This is a genomic window from Telluria sp. ZT3P25 (assembly GCF_059685895.1).
This window is the reverse complement of sequence record NZ_JCASIJ010000002.1, coordinates 390,725-410,147: the sequence shown is the minus strand read 5'-3', so window position 1 is coordinate 410,147 and position 19,423 is coordinate 390,725. Positions and strand designations below refer to the sequence as shown.

Genomic DNA, 19,423 nt, shown 5'->3' with positions numbered 1-19,423 from the left:
AATACCAATTTTATTGACAAATTGAATGTGAATTGATGGAATTACTACGCAACTTCCCTCACAGCAAAGAGTAGCAGGTCAGGCGGCCTCTGCGGCACGTGGCGATACGAAAGCCTTGTGAAACAAGTGGCGCGTGAGCAACACCAGAGGCATCCGTAGCCAGTTTCCGCGCACATACAGGGCGAAATGGGCAGCGCCGTCGAAGCGCGCGGTGCACTCCGGATGCGGCGGCACAAGCGCACGCGTAAACAGCGCATCCATCAGCGCCAGCACGGGCCGCAGCGGTGCAAACGCTTCGGCAGCAGCCATGACCGACGCTGGTACCGGCGTGTCGAACGTGCGGTTGGCATAGCGCAGCGCATAAAACATCGGACGCGTGAGTTCCAGCGCAACGGCGCGCGCCACCAGGCCGTCCCAGAAGCCGGGCTCGGCGCCAAAGTGCGTTGCCAGGCGATGCATGTCGAACAGGTCGCGCAATCCCTGGTCGAATTCCCCACCGAAGAACAGGTGCACGGCGCTGTGCAGGAACATGTCGTGCGGAGACAACGTGCACACGCCCAGCGCGCCAAGGTCACCGGGAATCGGCCGTGCGGCCGCGCGCAGCAGCGCCGGGTCGGGCCACACTGGCGCCGTCTCCGGCAGGATCGCGTGATGGACGTCGATGGCATTGCCGCGCCGCAGGTGCACCATCGGCGGCAGCTCATGCATCCAGGTGCGGTAATAGCGCTGGTCGTAGGCATCGTGGTGGGTGCTGGCCCAGCCATGTACCATCAGCGCGTTTTCCACGTCGTCCAGCTGGTCCTTCGGCACGAGAATGTCGATGTCCGAGAACAGGCGGCCACGACCGGATGGCAAGCCGGCCATCGCGTACGCGGCGCCTTTGAGCAGAATCAAGGGCAAGCCCAGCTGGGCCAGATCGCTGCGGATGCGCTCGACTTCGTAGCCGGTCAGGCGCCGATGACGCAGCGCGACGATGCGCGCCGCTTCCAGGTGCTCGCGCGGCTGTGGCGGCACGTCGTCGAGCAGGCCGTGCTCCTCGAGCAGGAAGACCAGGATTGCGCCGACATTGGCGCTGTTGGCCTGGCGCAGCAAGCGGTCCCAGCCCGGCAGGTCAAGCAGCCGGACCCGGCCGGGCGCCGACAGCACCTCGACCAGCAGCGATGGCGCGCGCGCCGTCATGGCGTCAATCCCGCCAGGCGGTCGAACAGCGCGATCGCTTCGTCCAGCTGGCTGTAGCAGAATTCGTGACCGTCGGCGCCCTCGACCAGATCGGCCAGGCAATCGAAGCCGGCAGGGCCGAGCACGAAATAGTTAAAGGCGTTCTCTGCCACCCGAATGAACAATTGCCCCTTGGACATCGAGGTAAGCGTGGTCGCGGCGCCGGCCTCGTAGCGGGGAAACACGATGTGGCGTGCGCGCGCAACGTCGCCAACCTGCGCCACGCTCGTCGCTGGTGCCTTCATGTGCGCGATCGTGCCCTTGTTGGTACCCGGTACGGACGGGCCAAGCAAGGCATCGGGCGCAAACGCGCGGATCACGTCGATCGAGGCATTCTTGAGGCTGACTGGCCGCGCGAGCGGCACGAGCATGCCATCGCTACGCCGGATCAGCGTCAATTCATCCGACAGCAGGCGCCAGCCGCGGCAGACCAGGGCAGCGCACAGCGTGCTCTTGCCCGAGCCGGGCGGGGCCGGCAGAATGACCGCGCAGCCATTGCGCTCGATGACGGCGGCGTGCACGATGAGGTAGCGATGCGCGCGGTTCGAGACGCACCAGTTCATGACCCATTCGAACATCGGCCAGGCCTGCGCCACCGGCAGCGGGGCGAACGGCTCGCGGCCGTCATGATCGAAGCGGACCTGCGGATGCCACCAGCGGCGCAGGCCGGTGCTCTGGCGCAGGCGCACCTGAAAATCGGCAAAGCCGCCCGGCTCCTCGATCAGGTTGTCGCGGTACATCAACCCGATGCCATCGGCGACCAGGGGAATATTCGATTGGATTCGGCTGACAAACGGTCCGGTGCGCAGCAACAGACCAGGGCCGCCCAGGCGCCGCACCAGTTCGGCACGGCCCAGATCGGCTACAAGAGACATGGTTCGATCAGATTCAGGGAGGACAGTTGTTCGAGCAGCTCGGCCACATCATGGGCCAGCGTGGCATCGTCGACTTCGAAATGTTCGCGCAGGATTGCCGCAAGCGCCGATTCAGGCGTGGGCCGGGCACCCATGTGTTGCAGCACGACCAGCGCCTCGGGAGTCAGCAGGTGGGTTGCACCGGACACTTCGTTGAACAGGACGACATCGTCCTGCCACTGGCGGTAATGCAGAACTGCAGGGCCCGGACGACGCCAGGCCCCTGCTTGCTCACTCGCCGTGGACAGCGACAAGATATTGCCTGACCTGATGGATATTCCAGGAAACACTGGCATTGACCTTGTACATGCCGGTGTTCTTGAGTTCGTTCCACATGCGTTGCAGCGTCAGCACGTCGAGAAAGTCGATGCGGCGCGAAATGACGTTCAGGTACGCCGTGCACAGGTGCTTGCCGATATACGAGTACTGGGCATCGAACGTCGACGTCATGACCTCAGCCATCGAGCAGGCGTAATAGGTTTTCTCGAAACGCTTTTCACGGCAATTGAAGATGTCGGCGAACCGCTTGGTCTTGTTGCATGGCCAGCTGCGCTGGACATGGCACCAGTTCGATGGCGACAGCGGATTGCAGCGCTGCTCGGTGGCCACGTTGCTGTTCAGGCCAGCCGAGTGGAAGGCCGATGCCGACTCGCAGACAAAACCGGTTTTTTGCAGCGTCGCGTGGCTTTCCAGCGTCATCAGCACACCCGCCGCGCCCAGGCCAGCTTTGGCCAGGCGGCGGCGCGTGACGCCATGCTGGGGCATCACCGGCGGGATGGAAGGTTGTTGCGGCTCGTTACCGCTTTGTTGCTGATCGTTAGCCACGGCTAGTCCTCGAATTCAATTGCGACACAGGTACTAGAGCAAGTTTCGTGCCCTTAAAATTCCTGTAGGAATATTCTTACTTAAAACAACTACTTAGACGCTTGTCAAGCACGATTTTACACTGCATTGCGAAGGCTGAAACGCGGCAGTGTAAGAATAATCGACAGGCTTTTTAGAAGAAGCTCTCTGGAATGACCAGGATGTCACCAGGGCGCATCATGATGTTGGCAGAGATATCGCCGTCCTTGATCAGGTCGTCGAGGCGCACTGGCAGTTTCTCCTGCTTGCCATCGACCGTGCGAATGATGCTGGCCTTGTTACCCGATGCAAATTCGGTCACGCCGCCAACGGCAATGATCACATCCATTACCGACATCTCGCGGCGATATGGCAGTGCCTGCGGACGTGCGGCCTGGCCGATGACACGGATCTGGTCGGTGAAGTTACCAATGAAATTGGTCACGATCACGGTCACGACCGGTTGCTGGATGAACTTGGCCAGCGCACCCTCGATATCGCGCGCCAGCTGGGTCGAGGTCTTACCGGCGGCCGGCAGATCTTCGACCAGCGGGGTCGTGATCTTGCCGTCAGGACGCACTGGCACCGTCATCGAGACTTCAGGATTGCGCCAGACGATGATGTTGACGCTGTCGCCAGGGCCAATCAGGTAATCCGGATTGATCGGTGCCATTGCGGCGGTGCTCGGCGGCGGCGGCGTGGCGCAGCCAGCCAGAATCAGCATGCAGGCAGCAGCGCCGGCGGCGACCAGGTGTTTCGTCAGTTTCATCATCATCGCGTTCATCCCTTGCACGCGCCATACCCCACCTGCCTGCATGGTTTACCGCGCGAATCAATAATTGTTATTTCGCCATCATGGCCTGCGCTATTGTAACGCAGGCCGTGGCGGGAACAAGCCATGCACAATTGAAATACTTTCTTGTTGTATGATCAACACGTCAGCATCAACAAGTGCATGGCGGCCAGTCTAGCGCTCCAATAATTCCTGCACATGACGCACCGGAATTGCATACGTAATACCGCTTGGCGCCGTGATCGCAGTCTCTTTCAGCCCTTTCACGAACACCATATTGATCACGCCCAGCACCTGCCCGGTGTCGGGATCGTACAGCGGGCTGCCGCTGTTGCCCGGATAGGCAGTGCCGTCGAGCTGATAGATGCTGAACGGCGAGCGCTGCAGCTGCACCACGGCGCGCGCATCGAGCTTGCGCGCATTGGGCGACGGCTGCATGACCGGCGTGATGGCCGCCAGCAGCGCGCGGTGCGTGGCCGGATACAGACCCAGCACCATGCCCAGCGGGAAACCGGTGAACACCAGTGCCTGTCCCTCAGCCGCCATGCTGGCGTTGCCAAGACGCAACGCTGGCAGTGGCGTGCCCTCAATGCGCAAGTGGGCCAGATCATGCTGGCGATCGAGCCCGACCAGTTGCGCCGCCCGAAAACGCACGCCGGCGCCATCCGGCACCACGATTCCCAACTTCTCCAGCTTGGCGCCGTCGAGCTCATTGGGCACCACGTGGGCATTCGTGATCACGCTCAGGCCATCGCCGACGACGAAGCCGGTGCCGCTGAACACGATCGCCGGGCTGCGCGTCTGCATCTGGGTACCGATGCCCACGATCGACGGCTTGACCGCCGCCACCGTCTGCGGCAACGTTGCCGCCCTTGCCGGCGCCATTGGTAATCCCGGCCACATCAGTACGGCCACGGTAACGGCCGCAAGTTTTCTTCCAAACAGTCTACGCATCATCAAACGATCTCATCAGGTTGCAGTTGCACAATGGAAGCAATCGTACGGCCCCTTTCGGTTTTTAGCCATTACAATAAGGACCTTTGAATTTCAGCAACATTTTTTGCGTCGCCTGCCACGCTCCCTCCCGCCGCGCAATCATGCCAAAAAATACAACACGCGGTTTCGCTAAATGTTTGCGATAATGCAACAATTAAGCATCCTGTAATGAAATTCACTTAAGATTTTTCTCTGGCTGTTTGCTCAGGTGTTGCAAACAGACGGTATCGTTTACCCAGAATCGCTGGATTTTCTAACCTGCAATTGCAATTGCTCAGGGTACAAGCGATCATGCACTTTGTTTATTTGTGAGCCTGGTTTTTGCAGACCGGGACCTGACCGGCGAGACTGATACGATGGCTGAAATTACTTCCCAGATTCTTAACCTCCTCAAAGCCATCGGCAAGTACCGCTGGCATGCGGTCATCATCGCCTGGGTGGTGGCGCTGGCCGGCTGGCTGGTCGTCTACAAGTTGCCGAACCAATATGAAGCGTCGGCGCGCGTGTACGTCGATACCCAGAGCATCCTCAAGCCACTGCTGTCGGGCATGACCATGCTGCCGAACCTGGAGCAGCAGGTCCTGTTCATGCGCCGTACCCTGATCAGCCGTCCGAACGTCGAGCGCGTCGTGCGCGAGGTCGACCTCGACGTCAAGGCGACCGACGCCAAGCAGATGAACAAGCTGGTCGACGACATGATGGCCAACATCAAGATCGGCGGTACCGAGCGCGATGACATCTATACCATCAGCTACACCGGCACCAGTGCCCGTGAAGGCAAGGACGTGGTCCAGGCGTTCCTGACCATCTTCGTCGAAGGCAGTTTCGGCAACAAGAAGCAGGATTCCGAAAAAGCGGTGCAGTTCATCGACGACCAGATCCGCAGCTACGAAGAGCGTCTGGCCGCAGCCGAGAACAGCCTGAAGGAATTCAAGATCCGCCACATCGGCATGCTGCCAAGCGAAGGCGCCGACTACGGCACGCGCATGGTCGCCACCAACGAAGGCCTGAGCCAGGCCCGTCTGGAGCTGGCCGAAGCCGAGCAGGCGCGCAATGCAATCCGCCGCCAGATTTCAGGCGGCAGCAGCGCCGGCAGCGGTTCGCGCCCGACGCCGATCTTCGTCGATCCCGAGCTGGATGAGCGCATCGCCAACGTCAACAAGACGCTCGATACGCTGCGCACCCAGTACACCGAGCAGCACCCCGACATCGTCGCCAACCGCCGCCTGCTCGAGCAGCTGCGCGAGCGCCGCGCCGAAGCCGCCAAGAACACCAAGCCAAGCATGGACCCGGGCGCCAGCTACAGCCCGATGCTGCAGCAGCTGACCGTGCAACTGTCGGATGCCGAAGCGCGTGTCGCGTCGCTGCAGGCCAGGGTGGCCGAATACAGCGGCCGCGTCGGCCGCCTGCGTGGCCAGGGCGAGCAAGTGCCCGAGATCGAGGCCCAGCTGGCGCGCCTGAACCGCGACTACGAAGTCAATCGCGAAAATTACCAGAAGCTGGTGGCGAGCCGCGAGTCGGCCAAGCTGTCGGGCGACCTGTCGTCGGCCACCGACATGCTGACGTTCCGCGTCATCGATCCACCGACCGCGCCCGCCACGCCGAGCGGCCCGAACCGCATGCAGCTGTTCTCGCTGGTCTTCGTCGCCGCCCTCGCCGCCGGCCTGGCCGGTGCTTTCCTGCTGAGCCAACTTCGTCCGACCTTCCTCAGCCAGGCGACCCTGCGTGAAGTCACGGGGCTGCCGATCCTGGGCTCGGTCAGCATGAACTGGACCGCCGAACAGACGGTACTGCGCAAGCGCCGCCTGATGGCCCTGGCCGCTTCGGTGCTGCTGCTGTTCGGCCTGTACGCCGCCGGCGTCGCAGCCATCATGATCCGCCCGACGATGTAAGGCCGGTTGGCCACCAAGGAGCAAATGTGAGCATTATCGAAAAAGCGGCCAGCCGCATCGACCAGCAGCGTCAGAACGCTGCTGCCACCCCTGCCGCCGTGATCGTGGCGGATTCGCAAGAGCCCATCACACCTGATGCCGGCTACGTCCCGATGCGCCCACCGGAGCATGCAGCCGCTCCGGCGGCGCCGGTGGTCACGCCGGCAGTTGCCGCGACCACGACCGGGACCACAACTGAGACGACGAGCCCGGCCAGTGGCCGCCACAGCACCCGCCGCATCGAACTGGACCTGGCGCGCATGCGCGAGCTGGGCATGGTCACCGCGGCCGGCGGCCGCACGAACCTGCTGGAAGAATTCCGGATCATCAAGCGTCCGCTGCTCAAGCGCGCCTTTACCGAACGCGGCCCGAAAGACAATCCGGGCAACCTGATCATGGTCACGAGCTCGCTGCCAGGCGAAGGCAAGACCTACAGCGCGATCAACCTGGCGATGAGCATCGCGATGGAACTCGATCACACGGTGCTACTGGTCGACGCCGACGTGGCGCGTCCTTCGGTGCTGCGCACGCTCGGTCTGCCGGCCCAGCGTGGCCTGATGGACATCCTGCTCGACGACAAGCTCGACCTGGCGGACGTCATGCTGCGTACCAATGTTGATACACTGTCGATCCTGCCGGCGGGTACCAGCACGCCCCGTGCAACCGAGCTGCTGGCCAGCTCGACCATGACGGCGATGGTGCACGAACTCGCGCACCGTTATCCGGATCGGGTGATCATCTTCGATTCGCCACCACTGATGCTCACCAGCGAATCGCGGGTGCTGGCCAGCCACATGGGCCAGATCATCGTCGTGGTGGAAGCCCAGACCACGACCCAGCACGCGGTCAAGGAAGCGCTGCAGCAGCTCGAAGGCATGGCCAACGTCAATCTCCTCTACAACAAGACCAGGGATATTCCGGGCATTGAAGAAACGTATGATTACCACTATGGCTAAAGGGCGCACGAGCCGTTGCGCGCCGCGCCTGGCGCCACTGGCGGCCGCAGCGATGCTGCTGGCCGCATGCCCGGCGCAGGCCGAATGGCGCGTCACACCGATTCTGCTCGTCAGCGAAATCTGGACCGACAACGTCAACCTTACCGAAGACCAGTTCGCGTACAGCGACCTGATCACCCAGGTGTCGCCCGGCATCACGGTGACCAACCGCAGCCGGCGCCTGACGGTCAACGCCACCGCCCAGATGCACGGGTTTGCCTACCTGCACGACAGCGACAAGCGCAACCTGAGCGAGCCTGGGATGATTGGTGCAGCAGACAATACGTCGAATACCCAGCGTACCTACAGCGGCAACCTGAAAGGCGAGGTGCTGTCCGACCTGTTCTTCGTCGAGGCCACTGCTTCCCGCGGCCAGCAGAGCCTGTCGGCCTTCGGTCCACGTGCGGGCAACGACCTGTATTCGAACCGTAACCGTACTGATATCGACACCTGGAGCATCAGCCCCTACCTGACGCACCGCTTCGGCAGCTTCGCCTCGGGCATGCTGCGCTACACGCGCGACTCGGTCGGCGGCGGCGATGCGTTCGGCTACAACAATACGGGCGGCGACACCATCCAGGCGAACCTTACCAGCGGGGCTTCGTTCCGGACCGTCGGCTGGGGCCTCACCTACGTCAAGCAAAAACTGGGCGGCGCCGAGTATGGCGACTCGACCAACGAAAACCTGGCCGCCAACCTGCGCTATGTGCTGAGTCCGCGCTGGTCGCTGCTGGCCAATGCCGGCTACGACCGCTATCGCTACGAAGGCATGGGTGGTGGCGATCAAGGCGCCAACTGGTCACTGGGCTTTGCCTGGTCGCCCTCGCTGCGCACGAATGTACAGGCAACACTCGGACGGCACTTCTATGGCACCACGGGCACCCTGTCGGCGCTGCATCGTTCCCGTCATACGACCTGGAATATCAGCTACGACGATATCGTGACGACGTCCCGCGAGCAATTCCTGCTACCGTCGACACTCGACACGGCAAACCTGCTCAACAGCATGTTTGCCACGGCCTACCCGGATCCAATCGAGCGCCAGCGCGTCGTTGCAGCCTATATCCAGGCCAACGGCCTGCCGCCGGCACTGAACGACAGCGTCAACTATCTGAGCAACCGCTTCGTACGCCAAAAATCGCTGCGCGCATCGATGGCGTATGGCAGGGGGATCAGCAACGCAGTGGTCTCGGTGTATGCCAATGACCGCAATGGGCTGTCCAGTCAGCAGAGCGACAGCGCGCTGCTGGGCATCGGGCAGAACAACCTGAACGATAACGTGCGCCAGCATGGCATCGACGCAAATTACACGTACCGGCTCAGTTCGCGCTCGAACCTGACCGCCGGCTACGACTTCAACAAGAGCGATTCCCGTTCGGGCGGCTACGAAGACCACCAGCGCACGCTGCGCCTTGGCGTATCGCGCCGCTTCGGCGACCTGCTTGCCACGGCTGACCTGCGCCGCCGCAGTGGCAGTATCGGCCGCTGGACCAACGACGGCGCCACCAGCAACGGCGCCTATACCGAGCACGCCATTGTGGCGAGCCTGTCCATGCAGTTCTGAGAGCTACGACAATCACGATGTACGAATCCTATTACGGCCTGTCGGCCAAGCCATTCCAGCTGCGCCCCGACCCGCATTTCTTTTATGGCTCGAAGGGCCACAAGCGCGCCATGGCGTACCTCGAGTACGGCCTGTCGCAGGGCGAAGGCTTCATCGTCATCACGGGCGAAGTCGGCGCCGGCAAGACCACGCTGGTGCGCAACCTGCTCGGTCATCTGCCGCTCGACCAGATCATCGCCGCGCACATCGTCAACACCAGCCTCGACCCGGAAGACACGCTGCGCATGGTGGTCTCGAGCTTCGGCCTGCCGTACGAAGGCCAAAGCAAGGCCGAGCTGCTCAACCGCCTCGAACAGTTCCTGCGCACGGTCGACCGCCAGGGCAAGCGCGCCTTGCTCGTCATCGACGAAGCCCAGAACCTCAACGCCCGCACGGTCGAAGAGCTGCGCATGCTGTCGAACTTCCAGACCGACGAACATTCGCTGCTGCAGACGTTCCTGCTTGGCCAGCCCGAGTTTCGCGCCACACTGCACAGCCCCGGCATGCAGCAGTTGCGCCAGCGCGTGATCGCCAGCTACCACCTGGGCCCGATGGATGCGGCCGAGACGCGCGCGTATGTAGAACACCGCCTGGCCACCGTCGGCTGGCAGGGCACGCCGTCGTTCGACGATGGTGCGCACAGCGCAATATACGCCTACAGCGGCGGCATCCCGCGCAAGACCAACACGTTGATGGACCGCGTGCTCCTGATGGGCTATCTGGAAGAACTGCAGGCATTCACCGAAGCGCACATCAACGATGTGGTGCGCGACATCTCGGAAGAATTCGATGCCCCCGACCTTGACGATCTGGGCGATGCACACGACCAGAAAATCGGCGGCAGCCACGGCAACGAGCCGCACCCGGGCGAGCGCCGTGCCAGCGTCGAGCAGCTCGACGAACGCATGATGCGCCTCGAGAAATCGATCGTGTCGGTGCTGTCGATCCTGAAAAAGATCGCCGCCACGCCACCCAACGCCGCCGGCGCCGCGCCCCACCACCCGGACCACCAGGAATAACCCGCCATGAAAATGACCGCTCCCGCAGCCCGACCGCGTCCAGCGCCGGGTGAAAAAATCCGCAATGCGATGACCTGCGACGTGGAAGACTACTTCCAGGTGTCGGCCTTTGCCCCGTACATCGACCGCGACAGCTGGCCGACGCGCGAATGCCGCGTCGAAGCCAATATGGAACGCATCCTCGCGCTGTACGAGCGCGAAGGCGTGCGCGCGACCTTCTTCACGCTGGGCTGGATCGCCGAGCGCTATCCCGCGATGGTGCGCCGCATCGTCGAAGCGGGCCACGAACTGGCCAGCCACGGCTACGGCCACCTGCGCGCCTCGGACCAGAGCCGCGCCGAATTCGACAACGATATCCGCTCGGCCAAGGCGCTGCTGGAAGACATCGGCGGCCAGGCCGTCGTCGGCTACCGCGCGCCAAGTTTTTCGATTGGCCACGGCAATCTGTGGGCGCTCGACGCGCTGCACGAAGCGGGCTACAAGTACAGCTCGAGCATCTACCCGATCGCGCACGACCACTACGGCATGCCCGACGCGCCGCGTTTCGCGTTCTACCCAAACGGCCCGGACGGCATCCTCGAAGTGCCGATCACCACGGTGAAGATGGCCGGTCGCCACCTGCCGGCCGGCGGCGGCGGCTACTTCCGCCTGCTGCCGTACGCGCTGTCGCGCTGGATGATGGAAAAGGTCAACCGCGAAGACGGCGAGTCGGCCCTGTTCTACTTCCACCCGTGGGAAATCGACACCGACCAGCCTCGGCCCGACGGCCTGGGCGCCAAGGCGAAGTTCCGTCACTACGTCAATATCGGCCGCATGGAGCGCCGTCTCGAACAGCTGGCGCGTGATTTCAAGTGGGACCGCATGGACCGCATCTTCCTGGACAAGCCATGAATTCGATCATCGAAGCGGCGCAAGCCCGGCGCGCGGCGCCCGTTGCCGCTGCCGCCGGTCCGCAGACGCTGCATTTGATGACGCCGCAAACTGCGGCGCGCTGGGATGTGTTCGTCCGGGCCTGCCCGGAAGCGACGTTCTTCCACCTGTCCGGCTGGCAGTCCGTGATCGAGCAATCGTTCGGCATCAAGACCTGGTTCTACTTCGTCGAGCAGGACGGCCAGATCCAGGGCGTGCTGCCGCTGGCAGAGATCAAGAGCCGCCTGTTCGGCCATTCGCTGGGCGCGATGCCGTTTTGCGTGTACGGCGGCGTGGCCGCCATCGACGACGGCGCGCGCGTGCTGCTCGATGGCGCAGCCGATGCGCTGGCGCGCAAGCTCGGCGTGGGCCACCTCGAATACCGCGCCATGGAGCGCGCGCACCCGCATGACCCGAGCTGGCTGACCAAAGAGCTGTACGTCACGTTCCGCAAGGAGATCAGCGCCGTCGATGACGAGAACCTCAACGCCATCCCGCGCAAGCAGCGCGCCATGGTGCGCAAGGGGATCAAGCTGGGCCTGAAGGGCGTGGTCGAGGACAACGTCGACAATATGTTCACGGCGTATGCCCACAGCGTGCTGCGCCTGGGCACGCCGGTGTTCCCGAAGAAGTACTTCGCGCTGCTGCAGAAGACCTTCGGCGCCGAATGCGAAGTGCGCTCGATCTACACCAGCGACGACCGCCTGGTCGGCTCGGTGCTGTCGTTCTACTGGCGCGACGAAGTCGTGCCCTACTACGGCGGCGGCATGGACCTGGCGCGCGAAGTGGCGGGCAACGATTTCATGTACTGGAACCTGATGCAGGCGGCCGCGGCGCGCGGTTGCCGCCTGTTCGACTTCGGCCGCAGCAAGCTGGGCACCGGCGCCTACGACTTCAAGAAGAACTGGGGCTTTGTTGCCACGCCGCTGCCGTACGAATACAAGCTGTACGCCACCGATGCGCTGCCGGACAACAATCCGCTGAACCCGAAGTACCAGTTGTTCATCAAGGTGTGGAAAAAGCTGCCGCTGCCGGTGGCGAACTTCATGGGCCCTTACATTGTGCGCAACCTGGGCTGATAACGTGCAAGACCTGCTGCTGCTGATCCACCGCATCCCGTACCCGCCCAACAAGGGCGACAAGATCCGCTCCTACCACCTGCTCAAGCACCTGGCACGTGACTACCGCGTGCACCTGGCCACGTTCGTCGACGATGCCGACGACTGGCAGCACGTGCCGGCGGTAGAGGCGCTGTGCGCCAGCAGCCATTTCGCACCCCTCAACCCCTTGCGCGCCCGCGTGCGCAGCCTGGGCGCGCTCGTCAGGAACCGCTCGCTGTCGCTCGACTACTACCAGGATGCCGGGCTGGCGCGCTGGGTCGACCAGGCCGTCGCGACGCACGATATCAAGCGCGTGATGGTGTTTTCGTCGCCGATGGCGCAATACGCCGACAAGCTGGGCGATGCGCGCCGCGTGATCGACTTCTGCGACGTCGATTCCGATAAATGGCGCCAGTACGCCGAGAAGAAGTCGCCGCCAATGAGCTGGCTGTACCGGCACGAAGCACGCCAGTTGCTGCGCTACGAGCGCCAGGTCGCCAGCCAGTACGACGCGTCGCTGTTCGTCTCTGCCCCCGAGGCCGATTTGTTCCGCAAGCTGGCGCCGGAAAGCGTGGCGCGCATCGGTCACTTCAGCAACGGCGTCGATACCGAGTACTTCTCGCCCGAGCACGCGTTTGCCAGTCCGTACGGCGCGGGCGAACGGGCCCTGGTGTTTACTGGCGCGATGGATTACTGGCCGAACGTCGACGCCGTGCAGTGGTTCTGCGACGAGGTCTTCCCTGCCCTGCGCGCGCAGGATCCGGCACTGGCCTTCTACATCGTCGGCTCGCGCCCGAATGCCCAGGTCCAGGCGCTCGCCGCCTTGCCGGGCGTGACCGTGACGGGCACCGTGCCCGACGTGCGCCCGTATATCCGCCACGGCTGCGTGGCGGTGGCGCCACTGCGCATCGCGCGCGGCATCCAGAACAAGGTGCTGGAAGCGATGGCCATGGCCACGCCGACGGTGGTCTCGCCGCAGGCGCTTGAAGGCATCGATGCGGCGCCGGGCAGCGAGCTGGCCGTGGCCGACGGCGCGCCGGCCTGGATCGAGACCGTGGGCGCGCTGCTGGCGCGCCAGCACGAACAGAACGCAAGCATGGGCCGCGCCGCACGCGCGCGCGTCGAACATCACTATAGTTGGCCAAGCAACCTGGCCTGCATCGAGGAGCGACTGGAATGCACGTGACACCCCCATCCGGCATTGCCGGCGCCAATCTGGACGCCGCTCCCACGCCACTGGCACGCTCGAGCGCCATGCTGATCGCGCTGGCATTGCTCGCGCCGTTCTTCCTGTACCTGGGCACCGCCGAATCGCTGGTCGCGATCTGGAACAGCTCGGAAACCTTCGCCCACGGCTACGCCATCCTGCCGATCAGCCTGTGGCTGATCTGGCGCCGGCGCGACGTGTTCGATGCGATTCCGGCGCGTCCGTGGGCACCTGCGCTGCTTCTGCTGGCGGTGCTGGGGGCCGGCTGGCTGCTGGCGCGCATGGGCGAAGTGCAGGTCGTGATGCAATACGCGTTTGTCGCGATGTTCCCGATCGTGGCGCTGGCCATGCTCGGCCCGCGCCTGGCCGGGGCACTCGCGTTCCCGCTCCTGTTTCTGCTGCTGGCAGTGCCGTTCGGCGAAGTGTTCGTCGCGCCGCTGATCAATTTGACCGCGGACTTCACCGTGTGGGCCGTGCAGGCCACCGGCATCCCGGTGCTGCGCAACGGTACCCGCTTCGACCTGCCAACCGGCTCGTGGTCGGTGGTGGAAGCCTGCAGCGGCGTGCGCTATCTGATTTCGTCCGTCACGCTGGGCTGCCTGTACGCCTACCTGACCTACCAGTCGACCAAAAAACGTTTGCTGTTCATCGCGGTGTCGATTGTTGTGCCGATCATCGCCAACGGTTTGCGCGCCTACATGATCGTGATGATCGGCCACCTGTCGGGCATGGAACTGGCCACCGGCGTCGACCACCTGATCTATGGCTGGGTATTTTTCGGCCTCGTGATGCTGTTGATGTTCTGGATCGGCAGCTTCTGGCGCGATGACGATCCGCTGCCGGCGGCCGAATTGCCGGTGGCGGCGCGTACCCGCCGCGATGGCCTGCCGCCGGTCAGCACGGCCCGCATGGCTGCCATGTGCGCCGCCGTCGTGGCTCTGGCCGCGCTGTGGCCGGGCTTTGCCCGCTACAACGATGCAGCCAATCTCAATCCCCAGCCGGTACAGCTGACGAGTGTGGCGATCGGCTGGCCGCAGACGGCGCCATTTACCGGCTGGACGCCACGCTGGGTCGCGCCGGATGCGACATACCGCGCCACCTTCCGCAACCCGGAAGCCACGGCGCCAGTCTCGCTCGACATCATGTACTACCGCAACCAGCGCAATGGCAAGGCCCTGATCAGCTCCATCAATATGCTGGCCGCTTCCGACGACGCCTGGCATGCGCTGGGTGGCTCGACGCGCAGCGAAACGATCGACGGCAAGCCGGTCACGCTGCGCGAAACGCGGATGACGGGCCCCGGCGGCCAGTTCCTGGTGTGGCAATGGATGTCGATCGACGGCCACCTGACTTCGAACAACTACGTCGGCAAGCTGCTGCAGGCCCAGTCCAAGCTGCGCTTCCGCGGTGACGATGGCGCCGTCGTGCTGCTGTCGGCGCCGGTGGGCGACGCCCCCGACGCCGCGCGCGCCGCACTGCGCGCCTTCATGACCGTGCAGGGCCAGGCGATCGAGCGTGCCATCGAGCACGCGCGCACGCATTGAACGGGAACGCACGGACCATGCACAGTGATCTGGCGGTGTTGAACGCCCAGCGGCCCCTCGTGGTACATCTGGTGTATTCCCTGGATGTCGGCGGGCTGGAAACGCTGCTGGTCGATTGCATCAATCGCATGCCGGCCGACAAATACCGGCATGCGGTGGTGTGCCTGACCCGCTACAGCGCGTTCGCGGACAAGATCACGCAACCGGGCGTCGAGCTGTATGCGCTGAACAAGCCGCCCGGGAACGGGCTACGCGTGCATGCCGACTTCTGGAAGCTGATGCGGCGCCTGCGGCCGACGATCCTGCACACCTACAACCTGTCGGCGATGGAGTACTGCTTCACGGCGGCCGCTGCCGGCGTACCGGTGCGCATCCACGCCGAGCATGGCCGCGACGCGTCCGATCCGCATGGCCTGAACCCCAAGCACAACTTGCTGCGCCGCCATCTCGCGCCGTTCATCGACCGCTATGTGCCGGTGTCGGACGATCTGCAGCGCTGGTTCAGCGAGGTTGTCCGCATCCCGGCTGCCAAGAACCACCTGATCAAGAACGGCGTCGATACCGACCGCTACGCTCCGCGCGCGCAAGCGGCGACGGCCGCGCCGTGGGGCGCCGACGACATCGTCATCGGCGCAGTGGCACGGGTGCAGGACGTCAAGAACCACGCCAGCCTGGTGGCTGCATTTGCGCTGCTGCGCGAGCGCCTGCCGGCCCTGCGCGACCGGCTGCGCCTGTCGATCGTCGGCGACGGCCCGTTGTTCGGCAAGATCCAGGCGCAGGTCGCAGAAGCCCGCCTGCAGGACGTCGTGTGGCTGCCCGGCGCGCGCGCCGACGTGGCCGACCTGCTGCATGGCTTTACGATCTTCGCCCTGCCCTCGCTGGCCGAAGGCACGCCCGTGTCGCTGCTCGAAGCGATGGCCTGCGGCCTGCCGTCGGTGTGTTCGCGCGTGGGCGGCATCCCCGAAGTCGTCGTCGATGACGTGCATGGTATCTTGGTCCCGGTCGAGGTCGACGCGCTGGCCGAGGCGCTCGCGCGCTACGTCCAGGACCCGGCCCTGCGGGCACGCCACGGCGCGGCCGCGCGCGCGCGCATCGAAGACAAGTACAGCATGGCCGCCATGCTCGGCGCGTACACCGCGCTGTACGACGGCCTGTGTGCGCGCAAGGCGCCGGCGCGACTGCGTCCCATCGTCAACTCTTAACTTCAGCGGAACCAGACAGCATGTGCGGAATAGTCGGCATTTTTGATACCCTCGGCAACCGGGAAATCGACCGCGCGGCCCTGGGCCGCATGAACGAAAGCCAGCACCACCGCGGCCCCGACGAGGGTGAGCTGTATCTGGAACCGAGCATGGGCATGGGCCACCGCCGCCTGTCGGTGATCGACCTGGCCAGCGGCCAGCAGCCGATCGTCAACGCCGAGCGCGACGTGGTAATGGTGTTCAACGGCGAGATCTACAACTACCGCGAGCTGCGCGTCGAACTGGAGGCACTGGGCTTCGTGTTTCGCACCAAGTCGGATTCGGAATCGCTGCTCCACGCCTACCAGGCCTGGGGCCCGGACTGCGTGCACCGCCTGCGCGGCATGTTCGCGTTCGCGATCTGGGACCGCAAGAAGCAGACGATGTTCCTGGCGCGCGACCATGTCGGCGTCAAGCCGATGTTCTACTCGCTGCTGCCCAACGGCCTGTTCGTGTTCGGCTCCGAGCTGAAATCGATCATGACCCACCCCGAGCTGTCGCGCAAACTCAACCCGCGCGCGGTTGAGGATTACTTCGCGTTTGGCTACGTGCCCGAGCCGCACACCATTTTTCACAACGCGTACAAACTCGCGCCCGGCCACCGCATCGTGATCAAGGCCGGCGCGCGCGAGGTCACGCCCGAGCAGTACTGGGACGTGCCGTTCAAGCGCGCCCCACAGCGCCCGATGCAGGAAATCGAGCAGGAGCTGATCGAGCGTGTGCGCGAGTGCGTGCAGAGCCAGACCGTGGCCGACGTGCCGCTGGGCGCGTTCCTGTCCGGCGGCGTCGATTCGAGCGCGGTCGTGGCGATGATGGCGCAGAATAATCCCGATCCGGTGACGACGCTGTCAATCGGCTTTGACGATCCGGAATACGACGAGTCGAAGTTTGCCAACGAGGTGGCCACGCGCTACGGCACGATCCACCACGCGCAGATCGTCGACAAGGATGACTACGGCCTGATCGACACGCTGGGCCACCTGTACGACGAACCGTTCGCCGACAGCTCGGCGATCCCGACCTACCGCGTGTGCCAGTTGGCACGCAAGCACGTGACCGTGTCGCTGTCGGGCGACGGCGGTGACGAGAGCTTTGCCGGCTACCGCCGCTACCGCTATGCGATGGCCGAGCAGCGCGTGCGCGACAAGGTGCCCGCCAGCCTGCGTAAACCGGTGTTCGGCACGCTCGGCAAGCTGTATCCGAAAGCCGACTGGGCGCCGCGCATGTTCCGCGCCAAGACCACGTTCGAGGCACTGGCACGCGACACGGTCGAGGGTTACTTCCACGGCGTGTCGATCATGCCCGACCGCGTGCGGGCGCAGTTGTTCTCCGATTCGTTCAAGCGCGAGCTGCAGGGCTACAGCGCGATCGAGGTGTTCCTTGGCCACGCTGCAAAGTCGCCGACGGACGACCCGCTGTCGCTGATCCAGTACCTCGACTTCAAGACCTGGCTGCCGGGCGACATCCTGACCAAGGTCGACCGCGCCGCGATGGCGCACTCGCTCGAAGTACGCGTGCCGCTGCTGGACCATACGTTTGTGGAATGGGCATCAAGCCTGCCGCCGGATATCAAGCTCGGTGGCGGCGAAGGCAAGTACATCTTCAAGAAGGCGCTCGAACCGTACCTGTCGCATGACGTGCTGTACCGCGCCAAGAAGGGCTTCTCGATTCCGCTGGCCGCCTGGCTGCGCGGCCCCTTGCGCGAGAAGCTGCGAGAAGCCGCGCTGTCGCCGCTGCTGCTCGACACCGGCATGTTCAACGAAAAATTCTTGCGCGAGATGGTCGACCAGCATATCGCCGGCAGCAAGGATTACAGCGCGCCGCTGTGGTCGGTGCTCATGTTCGAGACCTTCCTGCGGGTGAGCGCCAACCGCCCATAAGTGCCGGCCACAATTTCTCAATAATTCTTTTAATGGACGACACCATGACCGCAATGCCGCGACTGATTGCCTTCTACCTGCCGCAGTACTATCCGGTTGCAGACAACGATAAATTCTGGGGCAAGGGATTTACCGAGTGGACCAATACTGCCAAGGCGCGACGCCGCTTCCCTGGCCACTATCAGCCGCACGTGCCGGCCGATCTCGGCTTTTACGATTTGCGCGTGGCGGAAACCCGCCAGGCGCAGGCAGACCTTGCGCGCCAGTACGGTATTGAAGGCTTCTGCTATTACCATTACTGGTTCGGTAACGGCAAGCGCGTGCTGGAGCGGCCTTTCGCCGAAGTGCGTTCGTCGGGCGAACCGGACTTTCCGTTCTGCCTGTGCTGGGCCAACGAAACCTGGAGCGGTGTCTGGCACGGCGCGGAAAACCGTATCCTGATCGAGCAGCTCTATCCGGGCCCCGAGGACGATCAGCGCCATTTCGACGAGCTGCTGCCTGCCTTCCAGGACAAGCGCTACATGAAGGTCGATGGCAAGCCGATCTTCCTCGTCTACCGCCCGTTCAACATCAAGGATACCGAAGCCACGATCGCACGCTGGCGCACGATGGCGGCCACGGCGGGTCTGCCGGGCATCTATTTCGTGGGTGTGTGCGCTGCCGGTCAGCCGAATCCGGAAGATGTCGGCTTCGATGCATCGATCTTCCACGGCAATGCGCCGCTTCGCCCATGGGGAAGCTGGAAAAATCCGGTGACGATGATCAAGAACGCTGCTCTGCGCCGCCTTGGGATTCCAACGATCCACGATTACGAACGCTCGATCAAGTACTTCGTGCCCGACAGCCTGCCATCGACCCGCTATCCTTCGGTGATCAACGGGTGGGACAATACCGCGCGCAGTGGCGCACGCGGGCTGGTACTGCAAGGCACCACGCCACAGCTGTATGGCCGCGCACTGAAAAAAGCCTTCGACGTGACGCGCGACCGCAAGCAGCATCCGGATGCGCGCCTGATTTTCCTCAAATCATGGAACGAGTGGGCGGAAGGCAATCACCTGGAGCCGGACCTGAAGGATGGCCATGCCTATCTGCAGGCCGTGGCAACTGAACTGGAACAGGAACGCAGCCGTCTTGGGCAGAACCAGGCAAGTCCGGTAGTGACGCAAGCCGCCTGACGCAACGCATGCGCTGCTGCCCGAGAACGGGCCGGGGGCAGGCCGTGATGCATTC

The 19,423-nt window shown here is 63.8% G+C and carries 17 protein-coding genes; 11 read left to right on the top strand and 6 right to left on the bottom strand.

From position 1 onward, the window contains the following. Positions 1–78: 78 nt before the first annotated feature. The 6 genes from AC56LY_RS20370 to AC56LY_RS20345 all read right to left on the bottom strand — a co-directional run bounded on the left by AC56LY_RS20370 (position 79) and on the right by AC56LY_RS20345 (position 4,653). A complete protein-coding gene (locus AC56LY_RS20370; RefSeq protein WP_499582666.1) occupies positions 79–1,179 on the bottom strand; it encodes a nucleotidyltransferase domain-containing protein in 1,101 nt (366 codons plus the stop codon). Beyond that, positions 1,176–2,093, bottom strand: a complete 918-nt coding sequence (locus AC56LY_RS20365) for an HprK-related kinase A (RefSeq protein ID WP_499582664.1) — start codon at positions 2,091–2,093, stop codon at positions 1,176–1,178. The genes AC56LY_RS20370 and AC56LY_RS20365 overlap by 4 nt, the downstream gene beginning before the upstream one ends. Beyond that, entirely contained in the window at positions 2,081–2,386 is a 306-nt protein-coding gene (locus AC56LY_RS20360) for an HPr-rel-A system PqqD family peptide chaperone (protein ID WP_499582662.1), read from the bottom strand. The genes AC56LY_RS20365 and AC56LY_RS20360 overlap by 13 nt, the downstream gene beginning before the upstream one ends. Then, on the bottom strand, positions 2,364–2,957 hold the full coding sequence (locus tag AC56LY_RS20355) for a hypothetical protein (RefSeq protein ID WP_499582660.1): 594 nt from the start codon (positions 2,955–2,957) through the stop codon (positions 2,364–2,366). Before AC56LY_RS20355 ends, AC56LY_RS20360 begins: the two co-directional genes overlap by 23 nt. Before the next feature lie 172 nt (positions 2,958–3,129). Next, entirely contained in the window at positions 3,130–3,747 is a 618-nt protein-coding gene (locus AC56LY_RS20350; RefSeq protein ID WP_499583460.1) for an XrtA/PEP-CTERM system exopolysaccharide export protein, read from the bottom strand. 195 nt (positions 3,748–3,942) lie between these two features. Continuing rightward, positions 3,943–4,653, bottom strand: coding sequence for a S1 family peptidase (locus AC56LY_RS20345; protein ID WP_499582658.1), 711 nt, complete (start codon positions 4,651–4,653; stop codon positions 3,943–3,945). A 467-nt stretch (positions 4,654–5,120) separates the two neighbouring features. On the opposite strand from AC56LY_RS20345, the gene AC56LY_RS20340 reads away from it, so the two are divergent. Genes AC56LY_RS20340 through AC56LY_RS20290 form a run of 11 tightly spaced genes read left to right on the top strand, consistent with a single transcriptional unit; the run spans position 5,121 to position 19,368 of the window. Further along, complete coding sequence (locus AC56LY_RS20340; protein WP_499582656.1) at positions 5,121–6,656, top strand: XrtA system polysaccharide chain length determinant; 1,536 nt, start codon at positions 5,121–5,123, stop codon at positions 6,654–6,656. 26 nt (positions 6,657–6,682) lie between these two features. Next, positions 6,683–7,651 carry an XrtA-associated tyrosine autokinase gene (locus AC56LY_RS20335; protein ID WP_499582654.1) on the top strand — a complete coding sequence of 323 codons (969 nt, stop codon included), beginning with the start codon at positions 6,683–6,685 and terminating at the stop codon, positions 7,649–7,651. Beyond that, positions 7,632–9,254 (top strand): TIGR03016 family PEP-CTERM system-associated outer membrane protein, encoded by a 1,623-nt coding sequence (locus AC56LY_RS20330; protein WP_499582652.1) that lies wholly within the window; start codon positions 7,632–7,634, stop codon positions 9,252–9,254. Before AC56LY_RS20335 ends, AC56LY_RS20330 begins: the two co-directional genes overlap by 20 nt. 17 nt (positions 9,255–9,271) lie before the next feature. Beyond that, positions 9,272–10,312: an XrtA/PEP-CTERM system-associated ATPase gene (locus tag AC56LY_RS20325; RefSeq protein ID WP_499582650.1), complete on the top strand. Its 1,041-nt coding sequence runs from the start codon at positions 9,272–9,274 to the stop codon at positions 10,310–10,312. A 6-nt stretch (positions 10,313–10,318) separates the two neighbouring features. Next, entirely contained in the window at positions 10,319–11,203 is an 885-nt protein-coding gene (locus AC56LY_RS20320) for an XrtA system polysaccharide deacetylase (protein WP_499582648.1), read from the top strand. Then, a complete protein-coding gene (locus AC56LY_RS20315; RefSeq protein WP_499582646.1) occupies positions 11,200–12,300 on the top strand; it encodes a FemAB family XrtA/PEP-CTERM system-associated protein in 1,101 nt (366 codons plus the stop codon). Before AC56LY_RS20320 ends, AC56LY_RS20315 begins: the two co-directional genes overlap by 4 nt. Positions 12,301–12,304: 4 nt before the next feature. Further along, the gene (locus AC56LY_RS20310) at positions 12,305–13,507 is read left to right on the top strand and encodes a TIGR03087 family PEP-CTERM/XrtA system glycosyltransferase (protein ID WP_499582644.1); all 1,203 of its coding nucleotides are present in this window, start codon (positions 12,305–12,307) and stop codon (positions 13,505–13,507) included. Next, entirely contained in the window at positions 13,498–15,072 is a 1,575-nt protein-coding gene (xrtA, locus tag AC56LY_RS20305; protein ID WP_499582642.1) for an exosortase A, read from the top strand. The genes AC56LY_RS20310 and xrtA overlap by 10 nt, the downstream gene beginning before the upstream one ends. A gap of 17 nt (positions 15,073–15,089) precedes the next feature. Continuing rightward, positions 15,090–16,274 (top strand): TIGR03088 family PEP-CTERM/XrtA system glycosyltransferase, encoded by a 1,185-nt coding sequence (locus AC56LY_RS20300; RefSeq protein WP_499582640.1) that lies wholly within the window; start codon positions 15,090–15,092, stop codon positions 16,272–16,274. A 20-nt stretch (positions 16,275–16,294) separates the two neighbouring features. Next, the gene (locus tag AC56LY_RS20295; protein ID WP_499582638.1) at positions 16,295–18,193 is read left to right on the top strand and encodes an XrtA/PEP-CTERM system amidotransferase; all 1,899 of its coding nucleotides are present in this window, start codon (positions 16,295–16,297) and stop codon (positions 18,191–18,193) included. A 44-nt stretch (positions 18,194–18,237) separates the two neighbouring features. After that, positions 18,238–19,368 carry a glycosyltransferase WbsX family protein gene (locus AC56LY_RS20290; RefSeq protein WP_499582636.1) on the top strand — a complete coding sequence of 377 codons (1,131 nt, stop codon included), beginning with the start codon at positions 18,238–18,240 and terminating at the stop codon, positions 19,366–19,368. Positions 19,369–19,423: the final 55 nt, after the last annotated feature.

Coding starts and splice junctions, on each gene's coding strand:
- AC56LY_RS20370 (WP_499582666.1), bottom strand. CDS start 1,179: ATGACGGCGCGCGCGCCATCGCTGCTGGTCGAGGTGCTGTCGGCGCCC.
- AC56LY_RS20365 (WP_499582664.1), bottom strand. CDS start 2,093: ATGTCTCTTGTAGCCGATCTGGGCCGTGCCGAACTGGTGCGGCGCCTG.
- AC56LY_RS20350 (WP_499583460.1), bottom strand. CDS start 3,747: ATGATGAAACTGACGAAACACCTGGTCGCCGCCGGCGCTGCTGCCTGC.
- AC56LY_RS20345 (WP_499582658.1), bottom strand. CDS start 4,653: ATGGCGCCGGCAAGGGCGGCAACGTTGCCGCAGACGGTGGCGGCGGTC.
- AC56LY_RS20340 (WP_499582656.1), top strand. CDS start 5,121: ATGGCTGAAATTACTTCCCAGATTCTTAACCTCCTCAAAGCCATCGGC.
- AC56LY_RS20330 (WP_499582652.1), top strand. CDS start 7,632: ATGATTACCACTATGGCTAAAGGGCGCACGAGCCGTTGCGCGCCGCGC.
- AC56LY_RS20325 (WP_499582650.1), top strand. CDS start 9,272: ATGTACGAATCCTATTACGGCCTGTCGGCCAAGCCATTCCAGCTGCGC.
- AC56LY_RS20320 (WP_499582648.1), top strand. CDS start 10,319: ATGAAAATGACCGCTCCCGCAGCCCGACCGCGTCCAGCGCCGGGTGAA.
- AC56LY_RS20315 (WP_499582646.1), top strand. CDS start 11,200: ATGAATTCGATCATCGAAGCGGCGCAAGCCCGGCGCGCGGCGCCCGTT.
- xrtA (WP_499582642.1), top strand. CDS start 13,498: ATGCACGTGACACCCCCATCCGGCATTGCCGGCGCCAATCTGGACGCC.
- AC56LY_RS20300 (WP_499582640.1), top strand. CDS start 15,090: ATGCACAGTGATCTGGCGGTGTTGAACGCCCAGCGGCCCCTCGTGGTA.
- AC56LY_RS20295 (WP_499582638.1), top strand. CDS start 16,295: ATGTGCGGAATAGTCGGCATTTTTGATACCCTCGGCAACCGGGAAATC.
- AC56LY_RS20290 (WP_499582636.1), top strand. CDS start 18,238: ATGACCGCAATGCCGCGACTGATTGCCTTCTACCTGCCGCAGTACTAT.